The organism is Actinoplanes hulinensis (genome assembly GCF_019429605.1).
Classification (GTDB): domain Bacteria; phylum Actinomycetota; class Actinomycetes; order Mycobacteriales; family Micromonosporaceae; genus Actinoplanes; species Actinoplanes campanulatus.
In genome coordinates this window covers 190,970-212,874 of sequence record NZ_JAHXZI010000008.1, presented here as the reverse complement: position 1 = coordinate 212,874, position 21,905 = coordinate 190,970, and the positions used below count along the sequence as shown (strand labels likewise).

The following is a 21,905-nucleotide window of genomic DNA, read 5'->3' as shown; positions in this document are numbered from 1 at the left end:
CGACAATATCCATGGGCGCGATAGGATTAAAGGTGTTACCGAGATGCGGGAAGTGGGCCCTTTGCGGCTGGCTCCCAGGGTGACCCTGCCGGCGAACTGATTTCACGCCCGCGCTCCGTGCCCGGATCGGGTAGGCGCTCTCCCTGTACTGCCCGCGTCCCGGGCCGGTTGGCGCTCACGTTGTGCTGCCCGTGTGCCGGAGCTGCCGCTATCACGTGGGTGAGCGATCACGGAGCCCGTTTGCGTGTGGCCCGGCCTGATTCGCGGGTCACAGGGGTGGGTGGCAATCAATTAGCCAGCAGAGTCAGGGTGTCTCAACCGTGTTGAGACCGCTCTGGGAGCCAGCCGGTTATGGAGTCAGGGTGCGGATCGTGGTGCGGAGGCGGCGGCGGAACAGGTCGTCGGCAGCAGGCCGGCCACCGCCGATTGGGAGCATTCCGGTAGCGGCCCTCGCCGGCCTTCACCGGATCGGGGGAGGCGATGGCGCGCAGGATGTCCGGGGCCTCGGTGCACGGGCCGTAGGCGCCGTCCAGCGCGAACCAGTCGATGTCGTCCATCCCGTCGAGCACCGGATCACGGTATGCGATGGAAGCATGAGGACCATGACGAAGCTGAGTGGGCGCGAGATCACCGAACGGGCGCCGCAGGGGTGGGTCTATCTGCTCGGGGCGCTGCGGACCCGGCTGCGGACCGGCGACTTCGCGACCGGGCTGGCACTGGTGAACACGATCGGCGCGGCGGCGGAGGCGGCCGACCACCATCCCGGCCTGGATCTGCGGTACACCTATCTGGACGTGGTGCTGAGCAGCCACGACGTGGGCGCGGTGACCGGGCGGGACCTACGGCTCGCGGCGACGATCAGCGAGCTGGCCGACTCGGCCGGGGTGACCGTGGACGCGACCGGGCTGACCGTGCTGGAGATGGCCCTCGACACCCCGTCCCCGGAGCGGGTGGGGTTCTGGGAGGCGGTGCTCGGCTATCCGCACGACGGCGACGAGCTCAAGGACCCGGCCGGGAAGCTGCCGACCATCTGGTTCCAGCGCTCCGGCGACGAGGAGCCGCGCCAGCGCTGGCACCCGGACCTGTGGGTCGACCCGTCCGAGGTGCGGCCGCGGATCGACCGGGCGCTGGCGGCCGGCGGCACCCTGGTCAGTGACGCCGAGGCGCCGAGCTTCTGGGTGCTGGCCGACCCGGAGGGCAACAAGGTCTGCCTCTGCACCTGGCAGGACCGGGGGTAGAGCAGAAGTGGAACGACGGGGCGGGGATGGACCGAGACCATCCCCGCCCCGCCCTGCACCGATCAGGCCGCGACAGGAGCCTGATCGGTGACCGGAGCCGCCGTCCCACCGGACAGGTGCCGAAGGTAGGCCGGCAGGGTCAGGAACTCCGGGCAGGTTCGCTCGGTGAGCAGCACCGAGAGCAGCGTCCGGGCCTGGCCGAAGCAGCGGGCCCCTTCCTCGTCCAGGGCGCCGGTCTCGCTGAGCACGTCGAGTTCCTCACGCAGCATCCGGGTGACCAGGGTGGCCGTGACCGGCACACCGTAATCGGTCGGGGTGCCCGACGAGATCCACTGCCAGAGCTGGGCCCGGCAGATCTCGGCGGTCGCCGCGTCCTCCATCAGGCCGCCGAGCGCCACCGCGCCCCGGCCGCCCAGCCACGCCGCGATGTACCGCAGCGCGACACTCACGTTGTTGCGCAGCGCGACCTCGCTGACCGAGACCGCGGCGGACTTGACGTCCAGCAGTTCCGCGGCGGTGACCCGCACGTCCTCGCGCTTGCGCACGATCTGGTGCGGCTCGTCGCCGAGCCACTGGTCGAACACCTCACGGCAGGTCTCGACGAGGCCCGGGTGCGCGACCCAGGAGCCGTCGAAACCGTCGCCGACCTCGCGCCGCTTGTCCTGGCGCACCTGGTTGAGGGCCCGCTTCGCGGCGACCGGGTCACGGCTCGGGACGACCGCGGCCATCCCGCCGATCGCGTGGGCGCCGCGCTTGTGGCACGTACGGACCAGCAGTTCGGTGTAGGCCCGCATGAACGGCGCGGTCATGGTGACCTGCGAACGCTCGGGCAGGACCACGTCCGGACGGTTCTTGATCATGCTGAACAGGTAGTCCCAGCGGCCCGCGTTCAGGCCGGCCGAGTGCTCGCGCAGCTCGTACAGGATCTCTTCCATCTCGAACGCCGCGTTGATCGTCTCGATCAGGACGGTGGCCCGGATCGTGCCGCGCGGGATGCCGAGGTACTCCTGCGCGAAGACGAAGACGTCGTTCCAGAGGCGGGCCTCCAGGTGCGACTCCAGCTTCGGCAGGTAGAAGTACGGTCCGCTGCCCCGGTCGATCTGCCTGCGCCCGCAGTGGAACAGGTAGAGACCGAAGTCGAACAGCGAGGCCGAGACGGCCCGGCCGCCGATGCGCAGGTGGCACTCCGGCAGGTGCCAGCCCCGCGGCCGGACCATGATCGTCGGGGTCTTCTCCCCAACCTCGTAGAGACGACCGTCGGCGGCGGTGAAGTCGAGCACGCCGTCCAGCGCGTCACGCAGGTTGAGCTGTCCGAGGATCACGTTGTCCCAGGTGGGCGACGTCGCGTCCTCGAAGTCGGCCATCCAGACCTTGGCGCCCGAGTTGAGGGCGTTGATGGTCATCTTCCGCTCCGGCGGGCCGGTGATCTCGACCCGCCGGTCGGTGAGGTCCGCAGCCGCCGGGGCGACCTGCCAGGACAGGTCGTCCCGGACGTGCTGCGTCGAGGTGAGGAAGTCCAGGTCGGTGGTACGGGTGGCCCGGCGGCGCCGGCGGCGCTCCAGCAGCTGAACCCGGCGGGCGCCGAACTCGCGGTCAAGTGCCACGATGAACTCGACGGCCTCAGCGGTCAGGATCTCGGAGTAACGGCCAGCGGTCGTACCGGTGATGGTGATCTCTTCGGCGCCCATTGTCTCTACCTACCTGTCGCTGTCGCTTGTCAGAACTGCTCGGCCTCGGTGGAACCCGACAGCGCCGTGGTGGAGCTGTCCGGGTTGAGAGCGGTGGAGACGGCGTCGAAGTAGCCGGTGCCGACCTCGGCCTGGTGCTTGGTGGCGGTGTAGCCGTCGGCCTCGGCCGCGAACTCGGCCTCCTGGAGCTTCACGTAGGCGCTCATGCCGGTCGTGGAGTAGCCCTTGGCCAGCTCGAACATCGAGTGGTTGAGAGCGTGGAAGCCGGCCAGCGTGACGAACTGGAACTTGTAGCCCATCGCGCCGAGCTCCTTCTGGAAACGCGCGATGGTGTCGTCGTCCAGGTGCTTCTTCCAGTTGAACGACGGCGAGCAGTTGTACGACAGCAGCTTGCCCGGGTGCTTGGCGTGCACGGCCTCGGCGAACTTGCGGGCGAACTCGAGGTCCGGCTTGCCGGTCTCGACCCACAGCATGTCGGCGTAGTCGGCGTAGGCGATACCGCGGGCGATCGCGGCGTCGTCGCCCGGGGTGACCCGGAAGAAGCCCTCGGAGGTGCGCTCGCCGGTCACGAACGGCTGGTCACGGGGGTCGACGTCGGTGGTCAGCAGGTCGGCCGCGAGGGCGTCGGTGCGGGCGATGACCAGCGTCGGCACGCCGGCCACGTCGGCCGCGAGGCGAGCGGCGTTCAGCGTACGGACGTGCTGCTGGGTCGGGATCAGCACCTTGCCGCCGAGGTGGCCGCACTTCTTCTCGCTGGCGAGCTGGTCCTCCCAGTGCACACCGGCGGCGCCGGCCGCGATCATGCCCTTCATCAGCTCGAACGCGTTGAGCGGGCCACCGAAGCCGGCCTCCGCGTCGGCGACGATCGGGGCGAACCAGTCGCGCTCGTACCGGCCGTTCGAGGTGTCGATCTGGTCGGCGCGCAGCAGCGCGTTGTTGATCCGCCGGACCACCGCGGGCACCGAGTTCGCCGGGTAGAGCGACTGGTCCGGGTAGGTGTGGCCGGAGAGGTTCGCGTCCGCGGCGACCTGCCAGCCGGACAGGTAGATCGCCTTGAGGCCGGCGCGCACCATCTGGGTCGCCTGGCCACCGGTCAGCGAGCCGAGGGCGTTGATGTAGTCCTCGGTGTGGAGCAGCTCCCACAGCTTGGCGGCGCCGCGCTCGGCCAGGGTGTGCCGCTCCTGCAGGGTGCCCCGCAGCTTCACGACGTCCTGCGCGGTGTAGTCACGCTTGATGCCGGCCCAGCGGGGGTTGTTGGCCCACTCCCGGGTGAGGTCCTCAGCGGTACCGCCCCGGTTCTCGAACTCAGTCATCAGAAAATCCCTTTCGTGCCCTGTCGCGTTCTTCCTCGTGGAAGAACTTCACTCTCACGGATCGCACCAGCCCCTTTGAAGACTCTTCTTGCGGAAAGAAGTGAAGAAATTCTGTTAGTGTGAAACCCGTGACCGCTTCACCTTCCGACCCCTCCGTAGACCTGGTGACGCTGGGTCAGCGCCTGCGCCATCTGCGCCGCACCCGTGGCATGACGCTCGACCAGCTGAGCGACGCCGTCGGGCGGGCGCCCTCCCAGCTGTCGCTGATCGAGAACGGGAAGCGGGAGCCCAAACTCTCGGTGCTCCAGGCGATCGCGGGCGCTCTCGGCGTACCGATGCAGGATCTTCTCCGCCCGGAGGCGCCGAGCCGGCGCGCCGGGCTGGAGATCGAGCTGGCCCACTTCCAGCAGAACCCGGCCTACCAGGCCCTCGGCCTGCCGGTGGTGCGCGCCGGGCGACGGCTGCCGGCCGACGCGCTGGAATCGCTCATCGGCATGCACCGCGAGCTCAACCGGGTGCTCACCGAACAGACCGCCACACCCGAGGTGGCGCGGCGCGCCAACGCGCAGCTGCGCGCCGACATGCGCCGGCGCGACAACTACTTCGCCGAGATCGAGCAGGCGGCGGCGCGGGTCCTCCAATCGGTACGGCACACGACCGGCCCGCTGTCGCAGCGTGGCATCCTCGACATCGCCGCCCAGATCGGCTTCACCCTGCACTACGTCAACGACCTGCCCAGCTCCACCCGGTCGGTCACCGATCTGAAGAACCGCAGAATTTATCTCCCGCAGGTGGCCAGCGGTAAGGGCCACGACCCGCGCGCCGTCGTGCTCCAGACGCTCGGCCACTTCGTGCTCGGGCACAACGACCCGGCCGACTACGGCGACTTCCTGCGCCAGCGGGTCGAGGTCAACTACTTCGCGGCGGCGCTGCTCATGCCGGAGAAGTTCGCCGTCGACTTCCTGGCCGAGGCCAAAGCCGACCGGGCGCTGGCCATCGACGACTTCCGGGACGCGTTCGGGGTGTCCTACGAGACGGCGGCACACCGGTTCACCAACCTCGCGACCCACCACCTCGGCATCCCGGTGCACTTCGCGCGGGTGCACGAGAGCGGCATCGTCTACAAGGCGTACGAGAACGACAACGTGCGCTTCCCGTCCGATGTGACCGGCGCGATCGAGGGGCAGCCGGTGTGCCGCAAGTGGGCGTCGCGGACGGTGTTCGAGGCCGACGACCCGTACTCGTCGTTCTACCAGTTCACCGACACGACGGCCGGGACGTACTGGTGCACCGTGCACGTGGAGGCGACCAGCTCCGGACTGTTCTCGGTCACGGTCGGCACGCCGTACGAGCACTCCCGCTGGTTCCGCGGCGGGGACGTCACCGGGCGCACCGTCTCGCACTGCCCCGACCCGGACTGCTGCCGCCGCCCGCCCGTCCAGCTGGTGGACCGCTGGTCCGGCAACGCCTGGCCCAGCGCCCGGGTGCACTCGCACCTGCTCGCCGCCCTGCCGCCGGGCACCTTCCCGGGCGTCGACAACCGTGACGTCTACGACTTCCTCGAACGGCGTGCCCTCTAGCGGCGTCCCCTCGATCCGCGTGCCTGAGAGTTCTCCCAGACGGCTGCGGAAATGTCGTAGGTGGACCGTAATCTCGGGGCCATGACGGGGCATCGGCTGCTGGTCGTCGACGACGAGGCGACCGTTCGTGAGCTGCTCTCCGACGCCCTGCGGTTCGCCGGATTCCAGGTCACGTCGGCGGCGAGCGGAGCACATGCCGTCGAGGCCCTCTGCCTTCCGCCGACGCCGGACCTGGTGCTGCTCGACGTCATGCTGCCGGGGATGGACGGGTTCGAGGTCCTCCGGCGGATGCGGTCCTCGGGCCAGCGGGTCCCGGTGCTCTTCCTCAGCGCCCGCGACGCCCCGGACGACAAGATCGCCGGGCTGACCGCCGGTGGCGACGACTATGTGACCAAGCCGTTCCACCTGCGGGAGCTGATCGCCCGGATCAGCGCGGTGCTGCGGCGGTCGGGGGAGTCCACGGTCGGGGTCGCCGACCTGACCCTCGACCCGGAGCGGCAGGAGGTCGCCCGCGGCGGGCGCGTGGTGCGGCTGTCGCCGACCGAGTTCCGGCTGCTCCGCTTCCTGATGACCAACGCGGGGCGGGTCTGCTCCAAGGACGAGATCCTGGCCGCCGTCTGGCGGTACGACTTCGCCGGCGACACCAGCATCGTCGACACCTATGTGAGTTATCTGCGGCGCAAGGTCGACACCTCGGAGCCGCGCCTCATCCAGACCCGCCGCGGCGAGGGCTACGTGTTGCGGGCGCCGGGCCGATGATGCTGGGTTCTCTGCGGGTGCGTCTGCTCGCCATCGCGCTCCTCCTCCTGACGAGCGGGATCGTGATCAGCGACGTGGTGGTGGCCGGGCTGCTGCGGCAGCATCTGGTCAGCCGGGTGGACCGACGCGCCCGCCGGTTCCGCCGTTCCGGTCTCTGGCGCCTCCGGGGTCACCGGCCTTTCCCGCGGTTCCTCCGGCACGGAGCGGATGATCAGTGCGGCGATCGGGCCGCCCTCGGCGGCATCCGTCACCGGGGACGAGGCCCGGCTCCGGCAGGTGGTCACGAACCTGGTCGGCAACGTGCACGCGCACACACCGGCCGGGTCGCCGGTGCGGATCGGAGTCGGGCGGCTGGACGGCGAATCCGTCCTGGAGATCGCCGACAGCGGGCCCGGCATCCCACCCGGCCAGGGTGAGCTGATCTTCGAGCGGTTCCATCGTGGCGACGGGGCCTGGGTTCGAGACGGCCGGGGCGGAGCGGGACTGGGGCTGTCGATCGCGCGTTCCCTGGTGACCGCGCACGGTGGCCGGGTCGAGGCGGTCAGCCCACCGGGCGGCGGCGCGACCTTCCGGCTCCGCTTTCCGGCGATCAGCGAGACCCCGGACGCGGACCCTTCCGGCTCGGCCTTGGAGAACGTTCAGGAGTTCCGCGGGAACGGCCAGGAGGGGCCGCCAGGCTCGCCGCCGGGAATCGCCTGCCCACCGCCCGCGTCGGCGAGGTTCTCGAACGGGTCGGGCTGAGCGCCGTGGCCGCGCGGGGGGCTCGCGACGGGTGGTGCGTGTGTGGTTGCGGGGGTGGTAGGAGGGGTGGGATCTCACGGTGGGTGGTGTGTGAGCGCTCGCCGGGATGATGGGCGGAGTGAGTGCCGAGGCGTGCGAGGTCGGCCGGGGAGCGCTGCGGCACCGGGGCAAGAGCGGGAGGGCCGAGGTCAGCGGGTGAAGGCGGCCAGCCGCCGGCGGGCCTCCGTCTCGAAGGGCTGGACCGCCCCGGTGAGCAGGCCGACCAGGTCGTCGGTGGTGGCGCGGGCCTGGGCGATCACCGGCGCCGGGTAGCCGTAGCGGGCCTGATGGTCGGCGAATTCGTCCTCGTCGAGGACGGCCACCGAGCCGTCGCGGCGGCGGATCACGTCGAGGTCCAGGTCGACGGCGTGGATGACACCGTCGATGATCTCGGGGCGGGTGGTCACGTCGATGTAGGCGGAGAGCTCGACGTGGTCCGGGTTGAAGCTGGCGATCCAGCAGCCGGCCGCCGGGATCAGGGTGACGACATCGTGCCGCTGGATGATCGGGGGCTCCTCACCGCGCTGGACCGGGGTGCCGGTGCGGGCGCCGAACCAGCGCCCGTGCCGGTCCTCGCCGAGCGGCTCCAGCGGGTAGAACCAGTGCAGCCGCCCGCCCCACTTGGTGAACCGCATCTGGATCACGCCGGCACCGCCGCCACGGCCTCGACCTCGACCAGCAGGCCGGGGCGGAACAGGCCGGCCACCTGGACCAGGGAGCTGGCCGGCGGGCGGGTCACGTCGACGAACTCGTCGCGCACCTTCCGGACCGTGGCGAGGTCGGTGGTGTCCGTGACGAACCAGGTCAGCTTGACGACGTCGGCCCAGGTCGCCCCGGCCGAGGCGAGCACCTCGCCCAGGTTGCGGAAGACCAGCCGGGTCTGCGCCTCCCAGCCTTCCGGGATCGTGCCGTCGGCGTCGATCGCCACCTGGCCGGACGTGTGGATGACGCGGCTGCCCGGGGCGATCACCACGGCGTGGCTGTAACCGTTGGCCGAGGGCGGGCCGGGGAAGTCGATGGTCGGCATCCGTCCACATTAGATATCGAGCAGCTCCACGGTCACCGTGATCACGTCACCGGCGGTCAGCGACTCGGCCTTGCGGATCGCCTTCTTCACCGGCAGCACATAGGCGCCGCGGCCGCTGTCCGGGAACACCGAGGTGGTCCACGAGCTGCCACCCAGCCCGGCCCGCACCCGCAGCGAGCCGAAGCCGCGGCTCAGCCCGCCGGCGCGCTCCCGGATCTCCTCGGACGCCGCCACCGGCAGGCTCACGAAGGTCCAACTGTCATCACGCCGCGCATCCCAGATCCACAGCTCGCTCTCGAACTCCACCCGCACGAGCAGCAGCATGCCACCCGGGTACGACATTTCTCAGGCGGACTGCGGGGCCCCGCCGAAGCCGATCTCGTTGCCGTCCGCGTCGGCGTAGGTGGTCTTGCGGACACCGTTGTCGTACGTCTCCTCCGTGGCCGGCGTCAGCCCGCGCGCCGCGATCCCGGCGATCCGGGCCTCGAAGTCGGAGACGAAGAGGGTGATCAGCGCGTGCCCGGCGTGCTCCGGCCGGTGCTCGACGTAGACGTACCGGTGTTCGGCCACCTCCCACACCGATTCGACGTCGTTGGGGGAGAAGGCGGGCGGGCCGCCGAACAGCTTCTCGTACCAGTCGAGGGCGACCGGGTAGTCGCGTACGGAGATCCCGGCGAACAGGTCAACGGACATACCTACAGCGTAGGCAACCATAAAGAACCCTTAACACTGTTTACTGTTAGGTGTCTTTAATTTACGTTGATGAACACGTTCCCCTGAATGAGGAGCAGTTCATGAAACGTAGGTTCACCCTTCCCCTGCTGACCGTCGCGACGGTCGGTGGTTCCCTCCTGGCGGCCGCTTCCCCGGCGTCCGCCCACGGCTACATCTCGTCCCCGCCCAGCCGGCAGGCCAACTGCGCGAGCGGCGCCGTCTCCGGCTGCGGCGACATCGTCTACGAGCCGCAAAGTGTCGAGGCGCCCAAGGGCTCGATGCAGTGCAACGGCGGCACCAGCCGGTTCACCGTCCTGAACGACACCTCGAAGAGCTGGCCGGCCGCGAACGTCGGCACCAGCGTCACCTTCAACTGGGTGCTCACCGCCCGGCACGCGACCGCCACCTGGGAGTACTTCATCGGCAACAGGCTGGTGGCGTCCTTCAACGACGGCGGCGCGCAGCCCGGCGCCACCAAGTCGCACACGGTGAACCTGTCCGGCTACAGCGGACGGCAGACCGTGCTGGCCCGGTGGAACATCTCGGACACGGTCAACGCGTTCTACTCGTGCGTCGATGTGAACATCGGCGGTGGCGCCAACCCGACGCCCACGCCGACCCCGACCGCCAGTCCCACGCCTACGCCCACGCCCACGGTCAGTCCCACGGCCACGCCGACCCCGACCTCGACGGCGACCTCGGGGACGACCACGTGGGCGGCCGGCAAGGCGTACAAGGTGGGTGACCGGGTCACCTACAACGGCGTCACCTACCAGTGCCGGCAGGCGCACACCGCGCTGACCGGCTGGGAGCCCCCGTACACCGCGGCGCTGTGGGCCGCCGTCTAGCTGCCACGGGCGGCCCGGTCCTCCGGGCCGCCCTCGCCGTACTGCTCCTGGGGCTTCTCGCCGCCGGGTGCGGCCGGGAGCAGAAACCGGCGTTCAGCGACACCGACGTGATGTTCGCGCAGATGGGGCTCGCGCAGATCACCGAGGGGGACCGGGTCGCGGAGATCACCGAGCAGCGGGCCGCGAACCCGGAGCTGCGGGCCGTCGCGGCCGAGCTGCGCGGCCAGTGGCGTACCGAGGGCGAGACGCTGCGGGGCTGGCTCGACGACTGGGCGCGGCCGCACGCGGCGGACCCGTCGGCCGGGGCGCACGCGGGCCACGGCGCGCTGCACTCGCTGCGCGAGGAGGACTTCACCGGGCTGGGCGCGCTGGCGGGTCCCGACCTGGACCGCGGTGCGGTGGCGCTGCTGCTCGGCAACCTGCACAACGCCATGGAGACCATGCGGATGGAGGCCGCCTCAGGCTCGTACCCCGAAGCCGTTGATCTGGCGAAACGCATGACGGAGTCGCGGCAGAAGCAGATCCAGCGCCTGCTCGCGATGGCCGCGGGCTGAGAGCGGGGGTCAAGAGCAAGGGCCGAAAAGATCGAGCGATGACGGTACGGTCGATCGCGTGCCCGAACTCATCGCACCGACCACCCGCCTGCACGCCGCCTGGATCGCGTCCCGTGACGAGTGGGGCCGCGGCGTCCACCAGGACGGCGCGGGCCTGCGTGCGGTCGACGAGGTGGACACTCCGGACGGCTTCGCCCGCTGGGTGGCCGGCCTGCACGAGGCGGAGGGCGCCGCGCTGTTCGAGGGCTGGGTGCCCTGCACCTTCCGCTGGATCGTGGAGGGCGACCGCTATCTGGGCGCGATCGCGCTGCGCCACGAGCTCAACGACTTCCTGCTCGACGCGGGCGGCCACATCGGTTACGGCGTCCGCCCGTCGGCGCGTGGCCGTGGCCTGGCCGGGTGGGCCCTCGCCGGGATCCTGCCGGAGGCCCGCAAGCTCGGGATGGCGCGGGTGCTGCTGACGTGCAAGGTGGACAATCCGGCCTCGGCCCGGACCATCGAGCGCGGCGGCGGCGTCCTGGAGGACATCCGGGTCACCGAGTTGGGCACCCTGCGGCGCTACTGGATCACGCTGTAGCCAGTGGGGTGGCGGGCAGGGCCGAGACCGTCGCGCGCAGTGTCCGCAGCAGGCCGGTGACCAGCGGGCCGGTCCGCCGGCGGGCGGTGACCACGCCGACGTGGCGGCACGGCCCGGGCGGGACGAGCCGGGCCGCGGTCAGCCCGGCCGGGTCGGCGGTGAGCGCCACCTCCGGGATCATGGCGATGCCCACGCCGGCGCGGACCAGCGACTGCGCGAACTGGTAGTCGGTGCCCCGGCAGGCGGTCAGCACCTCGAAACCGGCCATCGCGGCGTAGTGGTCGAGCATCTCGCCGACCGACAGGCAGCCGTGCACCCAGCGTTCCCCGGCGAGTTCGGCGATGGCCAGCCCGGTGCGCCCGGCGAAGCGGTGCCCGGCCGGCAGCACGATCCACATCGGGTCGTCGAGGAGCGGCTCGTAGTCCAGCCCGCTCGGTGACGGCGGCTGCCCGTCGAAGTGGTAGACCAGCGCCAGGTCGGCGGCGCCGGCCCGGACCACCGGGATGCTGTCCTCCGGCTCGCTCTCGATGACGGTCAGCTCGACGCCGGGGTGGTCGCCCGCGAACCGGGTCAGCGCGTGCGGCAGGATCCGCTGCCCGCCGCTGGTGAAGGTGGCCACGGTGAGCCGTTCGGGCCGGGTGGTGGTGAGGCGTTCGATCTCGCGTTCGGCGGTGAGCAGTTCGGCGGCGATGGTGGCGGCGGTCTCGGTGAGGACCCGGCCCGCCTCGGTCAGTTCGACGCCGCGGGTGCTGCGCCGGACCACCGGGGTGCCGATCGTCCGCTCCAGGGCGGCGATCTGCTGGGACACGGCGGACGGGGTGAGCCGGAGCTCGGCGGCGGCCCGGTTGAAGCTGCCGTGCCGGGCGACCTCGGTGAGGATCTGGAGGCGACGCGTGTCGATCATCAGTATTCCTTAACACGGCATCAGTAAGTGGCCACTTCCGCTTACTACCGTACGGGTCCAGGCTGACAGCGTGAATCGTCTCGCCTGGTTTCTGTTCGTGCTGGTCTCGTTCCTCTGGGGCATCCCCTACTTCCTCATCAAGATCTCGATCGAGGACCTGTCGCCGGTCTTCGTGGTGGCCGGCCGGGCCGCCATCGCCGCCGCCGTGCTGATCCCGGTGGCGTGGGCGCGCGGCACCCTGGGCGCCCTGCGCGGCCGGTTCCGGGTGGTCGCGCTGATCGCGATGGTGCACATCGTCGGGCCGTTCCTGCTGATCACGTACGGCGAGCAGCACATCACGTCGTCGCTGACCGGCCTCCTGATCGCGGTCGAGCCGGTGGTGATCGCCCTGCTGCTGTCCGGCTCCGAGCCGATCACGCCGATCCGCCTCGCCGGTCTGGTGCTCGGCTTCGCCGGGGTGGCGGTGCTGGTCGGCCTCGACATCTCCGGCGACGGTGACGGGCAGGGCCTGCTCGGCGCGGCCATGGTGCTGCTGGCGACGGTCAGCTACGCGGTGGCGACCGTGGTGGTGCAGCGCCGGGCCTCGGACATCCCGCCGGAGTCGCTGACCGTGGGCACGACCGCGATCACCACGGTGGTGCTGGTGCCGTTCGCCGTCACGGCCCGTCCAACCGGCCCGGTCGGCGCCGACTCGTGGGCCGCGCTGGTGGTGCTCGGCGTGTTCTGCACGGCGGTCGCGCTGCTGTCGTTCTACCGGCTCATCGCGCTGGCCGGTTCGAACCGGGCCGGGCTGGTCACGTATGTGAACCCGGTGGTGGCGGTCCTGCTCGGCGTGGTGCTGCTGAACGAGCCGGTCGGTGCCGGCACGGCCGCCGGGTTCGCCCTGGTGGTGGCGGGTTGCTGGCTGTCCACGCGGCCGCCGCGCACGCCGGCGCAGACGCGGGTGGACCGGCTCGCGACGGCGGACCGGCCCACCCGGTGATCGGCTCTGACCACTACTCTTTGTATAGGTAATTAATACCTAGCGTAGAAAGGATCTGTGAATACTCAGTTAATTCACAGGTGCACGACAGCTCTTTCGGCTTGGATGCAGACGACTTTTGCGAAATCTTTGCCAAGTCTTCAAGATCATGGGGAAGACCTGGAAGGGAGCGTCATGACGGCAGTGGGGGCGACAAGCCCGGTGGCAGCAATCTACGGTGGTCGGCATGTCCTCTGATCGCCCGATCTTCGTCGTCGGCTGCCCCCGGTCCGGAACGACGATGTTGCAGCTCATGCTGCATGCGCACCCCCGCATCGCGCTGCCGCCGGAGACCCGCTTCCTGTTGGCGGCCTACCAGAAGCGTGCGGAGTTCGGCGATCTCGGCGACCCGGCCAAGCGGCGCGAGCTCGGGCAGTTCATCGTTGAATCGTCACAGTTCGAGGATCTCGGCCTGGACCCGGAGAAGACGGTGGAGGCGGTCGTGGCCGGCCCGCCGACCCTGGGCTCCGCCTTCGGGATCGTCTTCCGGATGTACTCGGAACGCTTCGGCAAGGCCCGGTGGGGCGACAAGCGGCCGCTCTACCTGCGGCACCTGCCGACGATCCTGCGGCTCTTCCCGGACGCGCAGATCATCAACATCATGCGGGACGGCCGGGACTGCGTGGCGTCGCTCAAGGAGACGCCGTGGAAGCCCTCCGAGTTCGACACGCTCATCGACTACTGGGCGAAGTCGGCTGACGCGTCGCTGCTGGCCCAGCGGCGCTACCCGAAGGACGTCTACCACCAGGTGCGCTACGAGGACCTGGTCGCCGACCCGGAACCCCACCTGCGCCGGCTCTGCGACTTCCTCGAGGAGGACTTCGACCCGGCGATGACCGCGCCGAACAAGCTGGCCTCGGTCGCCGTGCCGGAGTACAAGACCTGGCACACCCTGACCCACCAGGCGCCCACCACCGAGCGGATCGCGAGCTGGCGCAGCCGGCTCACCGACGAGGAGGTGCGCAAGTGCGAGGCGGCGTTCGGCGACCGGCTGTCCCGGTTCGGCTACGAGCCGTCGATCCCGATCCCCCGTAGCGCCAAGATGCGGGCCGACGCCGAGCTGCTCGCCAAGCACCGGCTCGGCCCGGCCAAGCAGGCCGCCCGCAACCTGTGGACGCAGATCCGCTCCTCCGAGCAGGCCGAGCCGCCGGTCGCGGCCCGGCTCACCACCCGGCAGGTGCGCTGACCCGGGTCAGCTCACCAGCCGCCGTTCCCAGGCCCACGCGGCGATCTCCACCCGGTTCCGGGTGCCCAGCTTGGCGTGAATGCTGCCGAGATGGGTCTTCACGGTGCCGACCGAGATGAACAGCTCGCCGGCGATCTCCGCGTTGGTCTGGCCCCGGGCGGTGAGGCGGACCACCTCCAGCTCACGCGGGGAGAGTCCGCCGTCACCCGACGGGGCCACCGGGGCGGCCAGGTGCCGTAGCAGGCGCACCGTGATCGACGGGCTGACCAGCGCGTCCCCGGAGGCGGCGGCCCGGACCGCCTCCACCAGCAGCGCCGGGCCGGAGTCCTTCAGCAGGAACCCGGCCGCGCCGCCGAGCAGTGCCTGATGCACGTACTCGTCCAGGTCGAAGGTGGTCACCACGACCACCTTCACCGGGTCGGCCACCTCCGGCCCGGCCAGCAGCCGCAGCGCCTGGAGGCCGTCCATCCGCGGCATCCGGATGTCCATCAGCGCCACGTCCGGCCGCAGCCGGCGCGCCTCGGCCACCGCCTCGACGCCGTCGGCGGCCTCACCGACCACCTCCATGTCCGGCTGCGCGCCGATGATCATGCCGAAACCGGTGCGGACCATCGCCTGGTCGTCCGCGATCAGGACCCTGATCACCGCTGCACGCTCCACTCCAGAGGTAACGCGGCGTCGACGATCCAGCCGCCGCCGATGCCGGGCCCGGCCGTCATCCGCCCACCCACCGCGCGGACCCGTTCGGCCAGGCCGACGAGACCGTACCCCGGGCGGTCACGCGGCGCCGGATGCCTCGGCGCCGGGCCGTCGTCGCTCACCCTCACGAACAACTGCTTCGGGGTACGGGTGAGCTGCACCGCCACCGACGAGGCGCCCGGCGCGTGCTGCCGGGCGTTGGTCAGCGCCTCCATCACGATCCGGTACGCCGACGACGACACCTCCACCGGCAGCCCCGACACGTCGCCCTCGACATCCAGCCGGGCCGCCGGCCCACCGGCCGCGGTGAACTGCTCGACCAGCGCCGCCAGCTCCGGCACTCCGGCGACCGGGGCGAGCGGCGCGTCCGGCCGGGACTGCGCGTCCCGCAGCACGCCGACCATCCGCCGCATCGACGCCATCGTCTCGGCGCCGGCCTGCTCGATCTGCTCCAGGGCCAGCAGCACCCGTTTCGGGTCCCGCTCGGCGACGAACCGGGCGCCCTGCGCCTGGACCACGATCCCGGTGACGTGGTGGGCGATGAAGTCGTGCAGGTCGCGGGCGAACTCGGCACGCTGCTCGGCGCGGACCGCGTCGACCGCCCGCTGCCGGTTGCCCTCCAGCGTGCGCAGGTAGACGCCGACACCGATGGCCGCGGCCCCGGCCAGAGCCTGGACCAGCGAGAACGTAATGTAGCTGCCGAGGTCCCCGGCCCGCAGCGGCACCAGGGCCACGGCCAGCAGCAGCACCGCCACCGCCGGCACCGCCCAGGTCGCGCGGCCCCGGCGGGCGACCACCATCAGCACACCGAGCAGCGCCGCCGACTCGGCCAGACCCCAGACCGACGCGAAGTCCGTACGCGGGGCCAGCAGTGCGGTCAGCAGCAGCGACTGGAGACCCAGCAGGGTCGCGATCCGGGGCAGGAACACCGAGTCCGGCCGGTGGGCGGGCAGCCAGACGGCGGCCGCCGCGATCGCGGCGCCCACCCGCCACAGGCCGTACTCCGGGCCGCTGGACAGAATGCCGCCGCTCCCGCCGCCCACGTCGATCACGCCGAGCAGGGCCAGCGTCCCGAGGGCCGTGAGCTGGCCCATCCGGAACAGGGTGTGGTTCATCATCGTGACCCAGCGTAGGCGGGCGGGCGACCTGCCCCATCGGCCGAAAGTCAGAGTGCCGCTCTGACAGCGGGCCGATGCGCCGGGTTGTGCCGATCGACCAGGATCCCTCTGTCCGTTCCCAGCGACCTTGGAGCACTCATGCAGACGCAGTCCTCACCCGTCGCCGGCCGCGACAGCCTCGCGGCGGTCGCGGCCGTGGAGCTGGTGAAGGTGTACGGCACCGGCGACACCGCGGTGCGCGCCCTCGACGGCGTGACCGTGGGCTTCGAACGGGGCCGGTTCACCGCGATCATGGGACCGTCCGGCTCCGGCAAGTCGACCCTCATGCACTGCCTCGCCGGCCTGGACACCGCCACCTCCGGCCAGGTGCTGCTCGGTGGCACCGACCTCACGAAGCAGCCGGACCGGGTGCTCACCAAGGCCCGGCGGGAGCGGATCGGCTTCGTCTTCCAGTCGTTCAACCTGCTGCCGCAGCTCACCGCGGCCGCCAACATCACCCTGCCGCTCGACCTGGCGGGCCGGAAGCCGGACCCGGAGTTCCACGACCGGCTGATCACCACGCTCGGCCTGGCCGGGCGGCTCGGGCACCTGCCCGCCGAACTGTCCGGCGGCCAGCAGCAGCGGGTCGCCCTGGCCCGGGCGCTGGTCTCCCGCCCCGAGGTGGTCTTCGCCGACGAGCCGACCGGCAACCTGGACTCCCGCTCCGGCGCGGAGGTGCTGGGCCTGCTGCGCGACTCGGCCCACGACCTGGGGCAGACCATCGTCATGGTCACCCACGACCCGGTCGCCGCGGCCTACGCCGACCGGGTCGTGATGCTCGCCGACGGACAGCTGGCCGGCGAGATCCACTCGCCGGACGTCGCCGCCGTCACCGAGTCCCTGCGCAATCTGGCGGCAGACCGGTGAGCGTGGTTCTGCGTACGCAGTTGACGGGGGTGGCCAAGCGCCCGGCCCGGCTGCTGCTCACCGGCATGGCCGTGCTGGTCGCCTCGTTCGTGGTCTACGCGACCGTGCTGGCCCAGCAGATCACCGAGCGCAGCGTGCTCAACGGCCTGAGCGGCACCCCGGAGACCGTCGACCTGGTGGTCCAGAACGGTGAGATCACCACGGGGGATCTCACCGCCATCGGCAGGCTGCCCGGGGTCACCGAGACCGCCGTCCGCACCGAGGCCTACGCCCGCACCCCGGCCGGTGACCTGATCATCGCCACCGACCCGGGCAGCGGCCCGCTCAGCACGGTCAAGGTCACCGAGGGTCGCTTCCCGGCGGCGGCCGGCGAGATCGCGGTCACCCCACGGACCGTCGAACGGATGGGCCTCGGCCTCGGTTCCACCACCACGGCCCAGCCCGGTGAGGGCAAGGCGGTGCCGCTCACCGTGGTCGGCGTGCTGGAACCGCGCGACGACATCGGGTTCCTGGCGTACGCGCCGCTGTCCACGGTCGTCCAGATCAACGGGTTCGACCAGCTCAACCGCATCGATGTGCGCTTCGACGGCGGCGCGGACGCGGAGGCCGTACGGGAGAAGGTCGTCGCCCAGTTGGCCGGCGAGGCCGCGCCGGAGGTCGCGGGAGGGGCCGAGGTCCGGCTCTCCGAGGCCCGGGAGGCGGCTGCCGAGATCGACCAGCTGTTCATCGTGGTCCGGGTGTTCGTGGCGGTGGCGGTGGCCGCGGCCGTGCTGATCGCCGCCTCCACCTTCCGGATCGTCTTCGCCCAGCGGATGCGGCAGCTCGCCCTGCTGCGCGCGGTCGGCGCCGGCCGCGGAGCCCTGGCCCGGGCGCTCGCCGCCGAGGGCGCGCTCACCGGACTGGTCGCCGGCGTCACCGGGGTGCTGGCCGCGCTCGCCGTCGGCCACCTGATCCCGCCGCTGCTCAGCGCCTTCGGCGTGGAGGTGTCCCGGCCCGGGTTCCCGCTGGTCCAGGCGGTGGGAACGGTCCTGCTGGCGGTGCTGATCACGATCGTCGCGGTGCTCGCCCCGGCGCTCTCCGCGGCCCGGGTGGCGCCGCTCGAGGCGTTGCGCTCGGCGGCCACCACCGGCGCCCGCCGGGGGGTCGGCCTGCTGCGGGCGATCACCGGGCTGCTGCTCGCGGCGGCCGCGGCCGGGATCGCCGCCCTGGTCACGATCAACCTGCCCGGCCCGCGGGAGCAGGACTACGACGCCGAGACCATGATGCTGGCCGTCGTCGGGTCGGGCCTGCTCGCGTACCTGGCCCTGATCGCCCTCGGCCCGGTCCTGGTCCGGCCGGTGCTCGCGATCGCCGGCTGGCCGCTGCGCCGGTCCGGGCCGGTCGGCCGCCTCGCCGTCGGCGGGGTCGGCGGCAGTTCCCGGCGGGCGGCCGCGGTGTCGGTGGTGGTCGCGCTCGGCGTCACCCTGATCGCCGGGGTGCTGGTCGGCGGCGACTCGATCCGGGTCCTCTCCGAGCGGGAGACGGTGGCCGCGGCGCCCACCGACTTCGAGGTCAGGGGACCGGACGGCAGCACCCTTCCGGCCGGCCTCGCGGAACGGGCCGCGCAGAACGCCGACCTGAGCCGGGTCGCCACCTACCGCTGGATCGACGGCGCGCAGGTCGGCACCTTCACCGCCGCGGTCGCCACCGACGTGTCGGCGAAGGCCGTGCCCCGCCTCGCCGACCTGGACACCTCGGCGGGCGCGCTCACCGACGTGGCGCCCGGAAAGGCGGCGATCGCGGGCTACCTCGCCGAGACGGACGGGCTCGCCGTGGGCGATCCGGTCACGGTCAAGGCCGACGGCAAGGAGGTACGGGTGACGGTCGCGGCCGTGCTCGGCGGCGATGCCCCGCTGCACAGCCAGATCCTGCTCGACCCGGCCGACCTGACCGCCCTCGGGGTGGCCGCCGCGCCGACCGGGATGCTCGCCGACGCCGCCCAGCCCGGCGAGGACGGCCGTGCCAAGGGGCTGCGCGCGCTGCGGACGGTCGTCGCCGCGCAACCGGACCTGGGGGTCAACGTCCTGGCCGACCAGCGCGACCAGATCACCGAGGCGCTCGGCGTGCTGATGGCGATCGCGCTCGCCCTGATCGGCCTGACCGTGCTGATCGCGATCGTCGGCGTCGGCTCCACCACCGCACTCTCGGTGGTCGAACGGGTCCGCGAGTCCGGGCTGCTGCGTGCCGTCGGGATGTCCCGCGGCGGGCTGCACGGCATGCTCACCACCGAGTCCGCGCTGTACGGCGTGATCGGGGCGGTGCTCGGACTGCTGCTCGGAGTCCCGTACGCCTGGCTCGCGGTCTCCGCCATCGGCCTGGAGGCGCCGCTCACCCTGCCCGGGTGGCAGCTGGCCGCGGTCTTCGGCATCCTCGTGGCGCTGACCGCGCTGGCCGGAGTGATGCCGGCCCGGCGGGCCGCCCGGGTCAGCCCGGTGACCGCCCTGGGCGCCGACTGACCGAGAACGCCGGCTGACCGGCATCGATGGCGCGGGCCGTGGCGACACGGCCCGCGTAGTCGTCCGATCACAGGTAACGATGTCCCGATGGGGGACGGGACGCGTCCGGATCGTCCGGTAAGGTTCACGCCCGCGAAGGTTGTCGATCATTGCGGGGGACACGGGGAATGCGGCGAAGGCTGACAATCGGTATCGGCACGGCGGTCGCCGTGCTCGCGGCAGGCGGGGGCATCGCCGCCCTGACCTGGCCGTCCACATCAGAGGCAGAGGCGGCCGAGCCGGTCGCGGTGACCGGCACGCTGGCCGCGGAGCCGAACCCCGAACCGCCGCGGATCAAGACCGCGCTGAACACCGTCGGTGTGACGGCGAACGGCGCGAAGGCGGACCTGGCGCAGCAGCGGACCAAGCGGTTCAGCCTGCTCGGCGTCACCTGGAACGACGGTGGCGACGCCCCGGACGGCACCATCGAGGTGCGCACCCGCAGCGTCGCGACCGGCAAGTGGTCGGACTGGCGGAAGCTGGCGATGCGCGACGACGCCCCCTCCGGGGTGGAGGCCGACGACCTCGGCCGGGGCGCCACCGCCCCGCTCTGGGTCGGTCCGTCCGACGGCGTCGCCGCCCGCATCGCGGGTAGGGGCGCCGGGCTGCCGGCCGGCCTGCGGGTCGACCTGATCGACCCGGGCAGCGAGAGCGGCGGCCGTGGCGGCGGCGAGCCGGCGCCCAGCGCCTCCGCCTCGCCCTCGGTGGAACCCACGACTGCCGAGCCCAGCGCCGAGCCGACCGGGGAACCGACCGAACCGGTGGCCGAGGAGCCCGCGCCCGGCGAGACCACCACCTCCACCGAGGCGCCGGCCGCGACCGGGGAGCCGACGGCCGAGCCGTCGCCGAGCGCCGACGACGCCACCAAGGTCGACTCGCTCGACGAGCAGGTCGTCACCCCGACCGGGGACGCCGGCATCGCGGCGGTCACCGCGGTGACCACGGCGCCGATCAAGGCGCAGTTCCCCACCTACTACTCGCGCAAGGCGTGGAGCGCGGACGAGACCATCACCCGGCCCACCGAGATCTCGGTGGCCAACCAGGTCCAGACGGTCTGGGTGCACCACACCTACCACGCCGACGACAGTTCCAACGACTACGAGTGCGCGGACGCCCCGGCCATCATCCGGGCCATCCAGGCGTACGACATCAACAGCGACGGCTTCTCCGACATCGGCTACAACTACCTGGTCGACAAGTGCGGGCGGCTCTACGAGGGGCGGACCGGCGGGGTGGAGAACGCCGTCGTCCCGGCCGCGGTGAAGGGCTTCAACACCGGGTACGCGTCGATCGCGGTGCTCGGCGACTACCGGTACGCCGAGTCCACCGACGCCATCGAGACGACCATCGCGCAGGTCGCGGCCGCGCGGCTCGGCAAGTACGGCTACAACCCGGCGTCGACGGTGACCCTCACCGCCGGATCCGCCAACAGCAAGCTCGCCGCCGGCGACAAGATCACGGTGGCGCGGCTGGCCGGGCACAAGGACGCCGACGCGACCCTCTGCCCCGGCGACAACCTGTACAACGCGCTGGGCGACATGCGGGCCAAGGCGCAGCTCATGGTCACCGGCCTGGCCCTCAAGTCGGTCACCGGCGGCGGCTACTCGGCGGGCGCCTGGTACGTGAGGAACGCCGCCACCGTCAGCTGGACCGTCGGCAACGACTCCGCCGAGATCGCCCAGTTCGACGTGCTGGTCGACGGCGCGGTGGGCAGCACCGTCCCGGGCACCGCCCGCAGCGCCACGGTCAGCGTCCCCGCCGGGAAGCACTGGATCACCATCGTGGCCCGGCACACGTCCGGCAGCACGGCCCGGTTCGGCGTGTGGATCTTCGGCGACCCCACGGCGCCCACCTTCCGCGCCACCCCGGCGGTGGTGCTGCGCACCGGCACGTACAGCACCGGCTCGGTGCCGGTGACGTTCTACCCGAACGGCGCCGACAACCTGAAGCTGGCCGGCTACACGGTCAGCCGGCCGGTCTCCGGCAACCTGGGACCGGTCACGAGCTGGGCGACCGCCGTCCGGCCGGGCACCGCCACCTGGACGGTCACCGCCCGGGACCTGGCCGGCAACACCCGGGGCGCGACGATCACCCGGGCCGTCCTGCTCTCCCCGGAGACCGCCGCCAAGAAGACCGGCACCTGGACGAAGAAGACCGGCAGCGCGTACCTCGGCGGCAAGGCGCTCTCCGCGACCAGGAAGAACGCGAAGCTGACCTGGACCTTCACCGGCCGGCACGCGTCGCTGCTGTTCTCCCGCGCCGCCAAGTCCGGCAAGGTGGCCGTCTACGTGGACGGCAAGAAGGTCACCACCATCGACCTGAAGTCCAGCAAGAGCCTGTACCGGCAGGCGGTGTGGACCCGGAACCTCGCCTACGGCAAGCACACCGTGGCGATCGTGGTGCTGGGCACCTCCGGCCGCCCGACCGTGGTGTCGGACGGGCTCGCGTACGTCAGGTGA

The 21,905-nt window shown here is 71.7% G+C and carries 21 protein-coding genes; 12 read left to right on the top strand and 9 right to left on the bottom strand.

What is annotated here, in order from left to right; translation table 11 throughout:
• Nucleotides 1-602 precede the first annotated feature (602 nt).
• Nucleotides 603-1,238, top strand: coding sequence for a 4a-hydroxytetrahydrobiopterin dehydratase (locus KZ829_RS16910; protein WP_220144865.1), 636 nt, complete (start codon nucleotides 603-605; stop codon nucleotides 1,236-1,238).
• A gap of 62 nt (nucleotides 1,239-1,300) precedes the next feature.
• On the opposite strand, the gene aceB is transcribed toward KZ829_RS16910, so the two are convergent.
• On the bottom strand, nucleotides 1,301-2,926 hold the full coding sequence (gene aceB, locus KZ829_RS16905; RefSeq protein WP_220144864.1) for a malate synthase A: 1,626 nt from the start codon (nucleotides 2,924-2,926) through the stop codon (nucleotides 1,301-1,303).
• A gap of 29 nt (nucleotides 2,927-2,955) precedes the next feature.
• Complete coding sequence (aceA, locus tag KZ829_RS16900; protein WP_220144863.1) at nucleotides 2,956-4,239, bottom strand: isocitrate lyase; 1,284 nt, start codon at nucleotides 4,237-4,239, stop codon at nucleotides 2,956-2,958.
• A gap of 128 nt (nucleotides 4,240-4,367) precedes the next feature.
• Between aceA and KZ829_RS16895 the strand changes: the two genes are divergently transcribed.
• From KZ829_RS16895 to KZ829_RS16885, 3 genes are all read left to right on the top strand, one after another.
• Complete coding sequence (locus tag KZ829_RS16895) at nucleotides 4,368-5,819, top strand: XRE family transcriptional regulator (RefSeq protein WP_220144862.1); 1,452 nt, start codon at nucleotides 4,368-4,370, stop codon at nucleotides 5,817-5,819.
• Nucleotides 5,820-5,900: 81 nt separating this feature from the next.
• Nucleotides 5,901-6,578: a response regulator transcription factor gene (locus tag KZ829_RS16890; protein WP_220144861.1), complete on the top strand. Its 678-nt coding sequence runs from the start codon at nucleotides 5,901-5,903 to the stop codon at nucleotides 6,576-6,578.
• A 207-nt stretch (nucleotides 6,579-6,785) separates the two neighbouring features.
• Entirely contained in the window at nucleotides 6,786-7,319 is a 534-nt protein-coding gene (locus KZ829_RS16885) for a sensor histidine kinase (protein WP_220144860.1), read from the top strand.
• 188 nt (nucleotides 7,320-7,507) lie between these two features.
• Here KZ829_RS16885 and KZ829_RS16880 read toward each other — a convergent pair whose 3' ends face one another.
• The 4 genes from KZ829_RS16880 to KZ829_RS16865 are packed head-to-tail and all read right to left on the bottom strand — an operon-like array spanning nucleotide 7,508 to nucleotide 9,078.
• Nucleotides 7,508-7,993, bottom strand: coding sequence for a DUF402 domain-containing protein (locus KZ829_RS16880; protein ID WP_220144999.1), 486 nt, complete (start codon nucleotides 7,991-7,993; stop codon nucleotides 7,508-7,510).
• Nucleotides 7,994-7,998: 5 nt separating this feature from the next.
• The gene (locus KZ829_RS16875; RefSeq protein ID WP_220144859.1) at nucleotides 7,999-8,385 is read right to left on the bottom strand and encodes a RidA family protein; all 387 of its coding nucleotides are present in this window, start codon (nucleotides 8,383-8,385) and stop codon (nucleotides 7,999-8,001) included.
• Nucleotides 8,386-8,394: 9 nt separating this feature from the next.
• Nucleotides 8,395-8,709: a DUF1905 domain-containing protein gene (locus tag KZ829_RS16870; RefSeq protein WP_246635749.1), complete on the bottom strand. Its 315-nt coding sequence runs from the start codon at nucleotides 8,707-8,709 to the stop codon at nucleotides 8,395-8,397.
• Nucleotides 8,710-8,730: 21 nt separating this feature from the next.
• The gene (locus tag KZ829_RS16865) at nucleotides 8,731-9,078 is read right to left on the bottom strand and encodes a VOC family protein (protein ID WP_220144858.1); all 348 of its coding nucleotides are present in this window, start codon (nucleotides 9,076-9,078) and stop codon (nucleotides 8,731-8,733) included.
• Nucleotides 9,079-9,179: 101 nt separating this feature from the next.
• On the opposite strand from KZ829_RS16865, the gene KZ829_RS16860 reads away from it, so the two are divergent.
• From KZ829_RS16860 to KZ829_RS16850, 3 genes are read left to right on the top strand one after another with little or no spacing between them, the layout of a single operon-like run.
• Nucleotides 9,180-9,947, top strand: coding sequence for a lytic polysaccharide monooxygenase (locus tag KZ829_RS16860; RefSeq protein ID WP_220144857.1), 768 nt, complete (start codon nucleotides 9,180-9,182; stop codon nucleotides 9,945-9,947).
• Nucleotides 9,932-10,501, top strand: a complete 570-nt coding sequence (locus tag KZ829_RS16855) for a DUF305 domain-containing protein (protein WP_308285520.1) — start codon at nucleotides 9,932-9,934, stop codon at nucleotides 10,499-10,501. Before KZ829_RS16860 ends, KZ829_RS16855 begins: the two co-directional genes overlap by 16 nt.
• Before the next feature lie 58 nt (nucleotides 10,502-10,559).
• A complete protein-coding gene (locus KZ829_RS16850; protein ID WP_220144856.1) occupies nucleotides 10,560-11,078 on the top strand; it encodes a GNAT family N-acetyltransferase in 519 nt (172 codons plus the stop codon).
• On the opposite strand, the gene KZ829_RS16845 is transcribed toward KZ829_RS16850, so the two are convergent.
• Nucleotides 11,068-11,982 (bottom strand): LysR family transcriptional regulator, encoded by a 915-nt coding sequence (locus KZ829_RS16845; protein ID WP_220144855.1) that lies wholly within the window; start codon nucleotides 11,980-11,982, stop codon nucleotides 11,068-11,070. The genes KZ829_RS16850 and KZ829_RS16845 overlap by 11 nt on opposite strands.
• 70 nt (nucleotides 11,983-12,052) lie before the next feature.
• Here KZ829_RS16845 and KZ829_RS16840 point away from each other — a divergent pair, with 70 nt between their 5' ends.
• Together KZ829_RS16840 and KZ829_RS16835 are read left to right on the top strand one after the other, a co-directional pair.
• Nucleotides 12,053-12,964: a DMT family transporter gene (locus KZ829_RS16840; RefSeq protein ID WP_220144854.1), complete on the top strand. Its 912-nt coding sequence runs from the start codon at nucleotides 12,053-12,055 to the stop codon at nucleotides 12,962-12,964.
• Between the two features lie 226 nt (nucleotides 12,965-13,190).
• A complete protein-coding gene (locus tag KZ829_RS16835; RefSeq protein ID WP_220144853.1) occupies nucleotides 13,191-14,189 on the top strand; it encodes a sulfotransferase family protein in 999 nt (332 codons plus the stop codon).
• Nucleotides 14,190-14,195: 6 nt separating this feature from the next.
• Here KZ829_RS16835 and KZ829_RS16830 read toward each other — a convergent pair whose 3' ends face one another.
• Together KZ829_RS16830 and KZ829_RS16825 are read right to left on the bottom strand one after the other, a co-directional pair.
• Nucleotides 14,196-14,834, bottom strand: a complete 639-nt coding sequence (locus tag KZ829_RS16830) for a response regulator (RefSeq protein WP_220144852.1) — start codon at nucleotides 14,832-14,834, stop codon at nucleotides 14,196-14,198.
• Entirely contained in the window at nucleotides 14,831-16,006 is a 1,176-nt protein-coding gene (locus KZ829_RS16825) for a sensor histidine kinase (RefSeq protein ID WP_220144851.1), read from the bottom strand. The genes KZ829_RS16830 and KZ829_RS16825 overlap by 4 nt, the downstream gene beginning before the upstream one ends.
• A 138-nt stretch (nucleotides 16,007-16,144) precedes the next feature.
• Here KZ829_RS16825 and KZ829_RS16820 point away from each other — a divergent pair, with 138 nt between their 5' ends.
• The 3 genes from KZ829_RS16820 (at nucleotide 16,145) to KZ829_RS16810 (ending at nucleotide 21,905) form a co-directional block, all read left to right on the top strand.
• Complete coding sequence (locus KZ829_RS16820) at nucleotides 16,145-16,912, top strand: ABC transporter ATP-binding protein (RefSeq protein ID WP_220144850.1); 768 nt, start codon at nucleotides 16,145-16,147, stop codon at nucleotides 16,910-16,912.
• A complete protein-coding gene (locus tag KZ829_RS16815; protein ID WP_220144849.1) occupies nucleotides 16,909-19,407 on the top strand; it encodes an FtsX-like permease family protein in 2,499 nt (832 codons plus the stop codon). Before KZ829_RS16820 ends, KZ829_RS16815 begins: the two co-directional genes overlap by 4 nt.
• A gap of 167 nt (nucleotides 19,408-19,574) precedes the next feature.
• A complete protein-coding gene (locus tag KZ829_RS16810) occupies nucleotides 19,575-21,905 on the top strand; it encodes an N-acetylmuramoyl-L-alanine amidase (RefSeq protein ID WP_220144848.1) in 2,331 nt (776 codons plus the stop codon).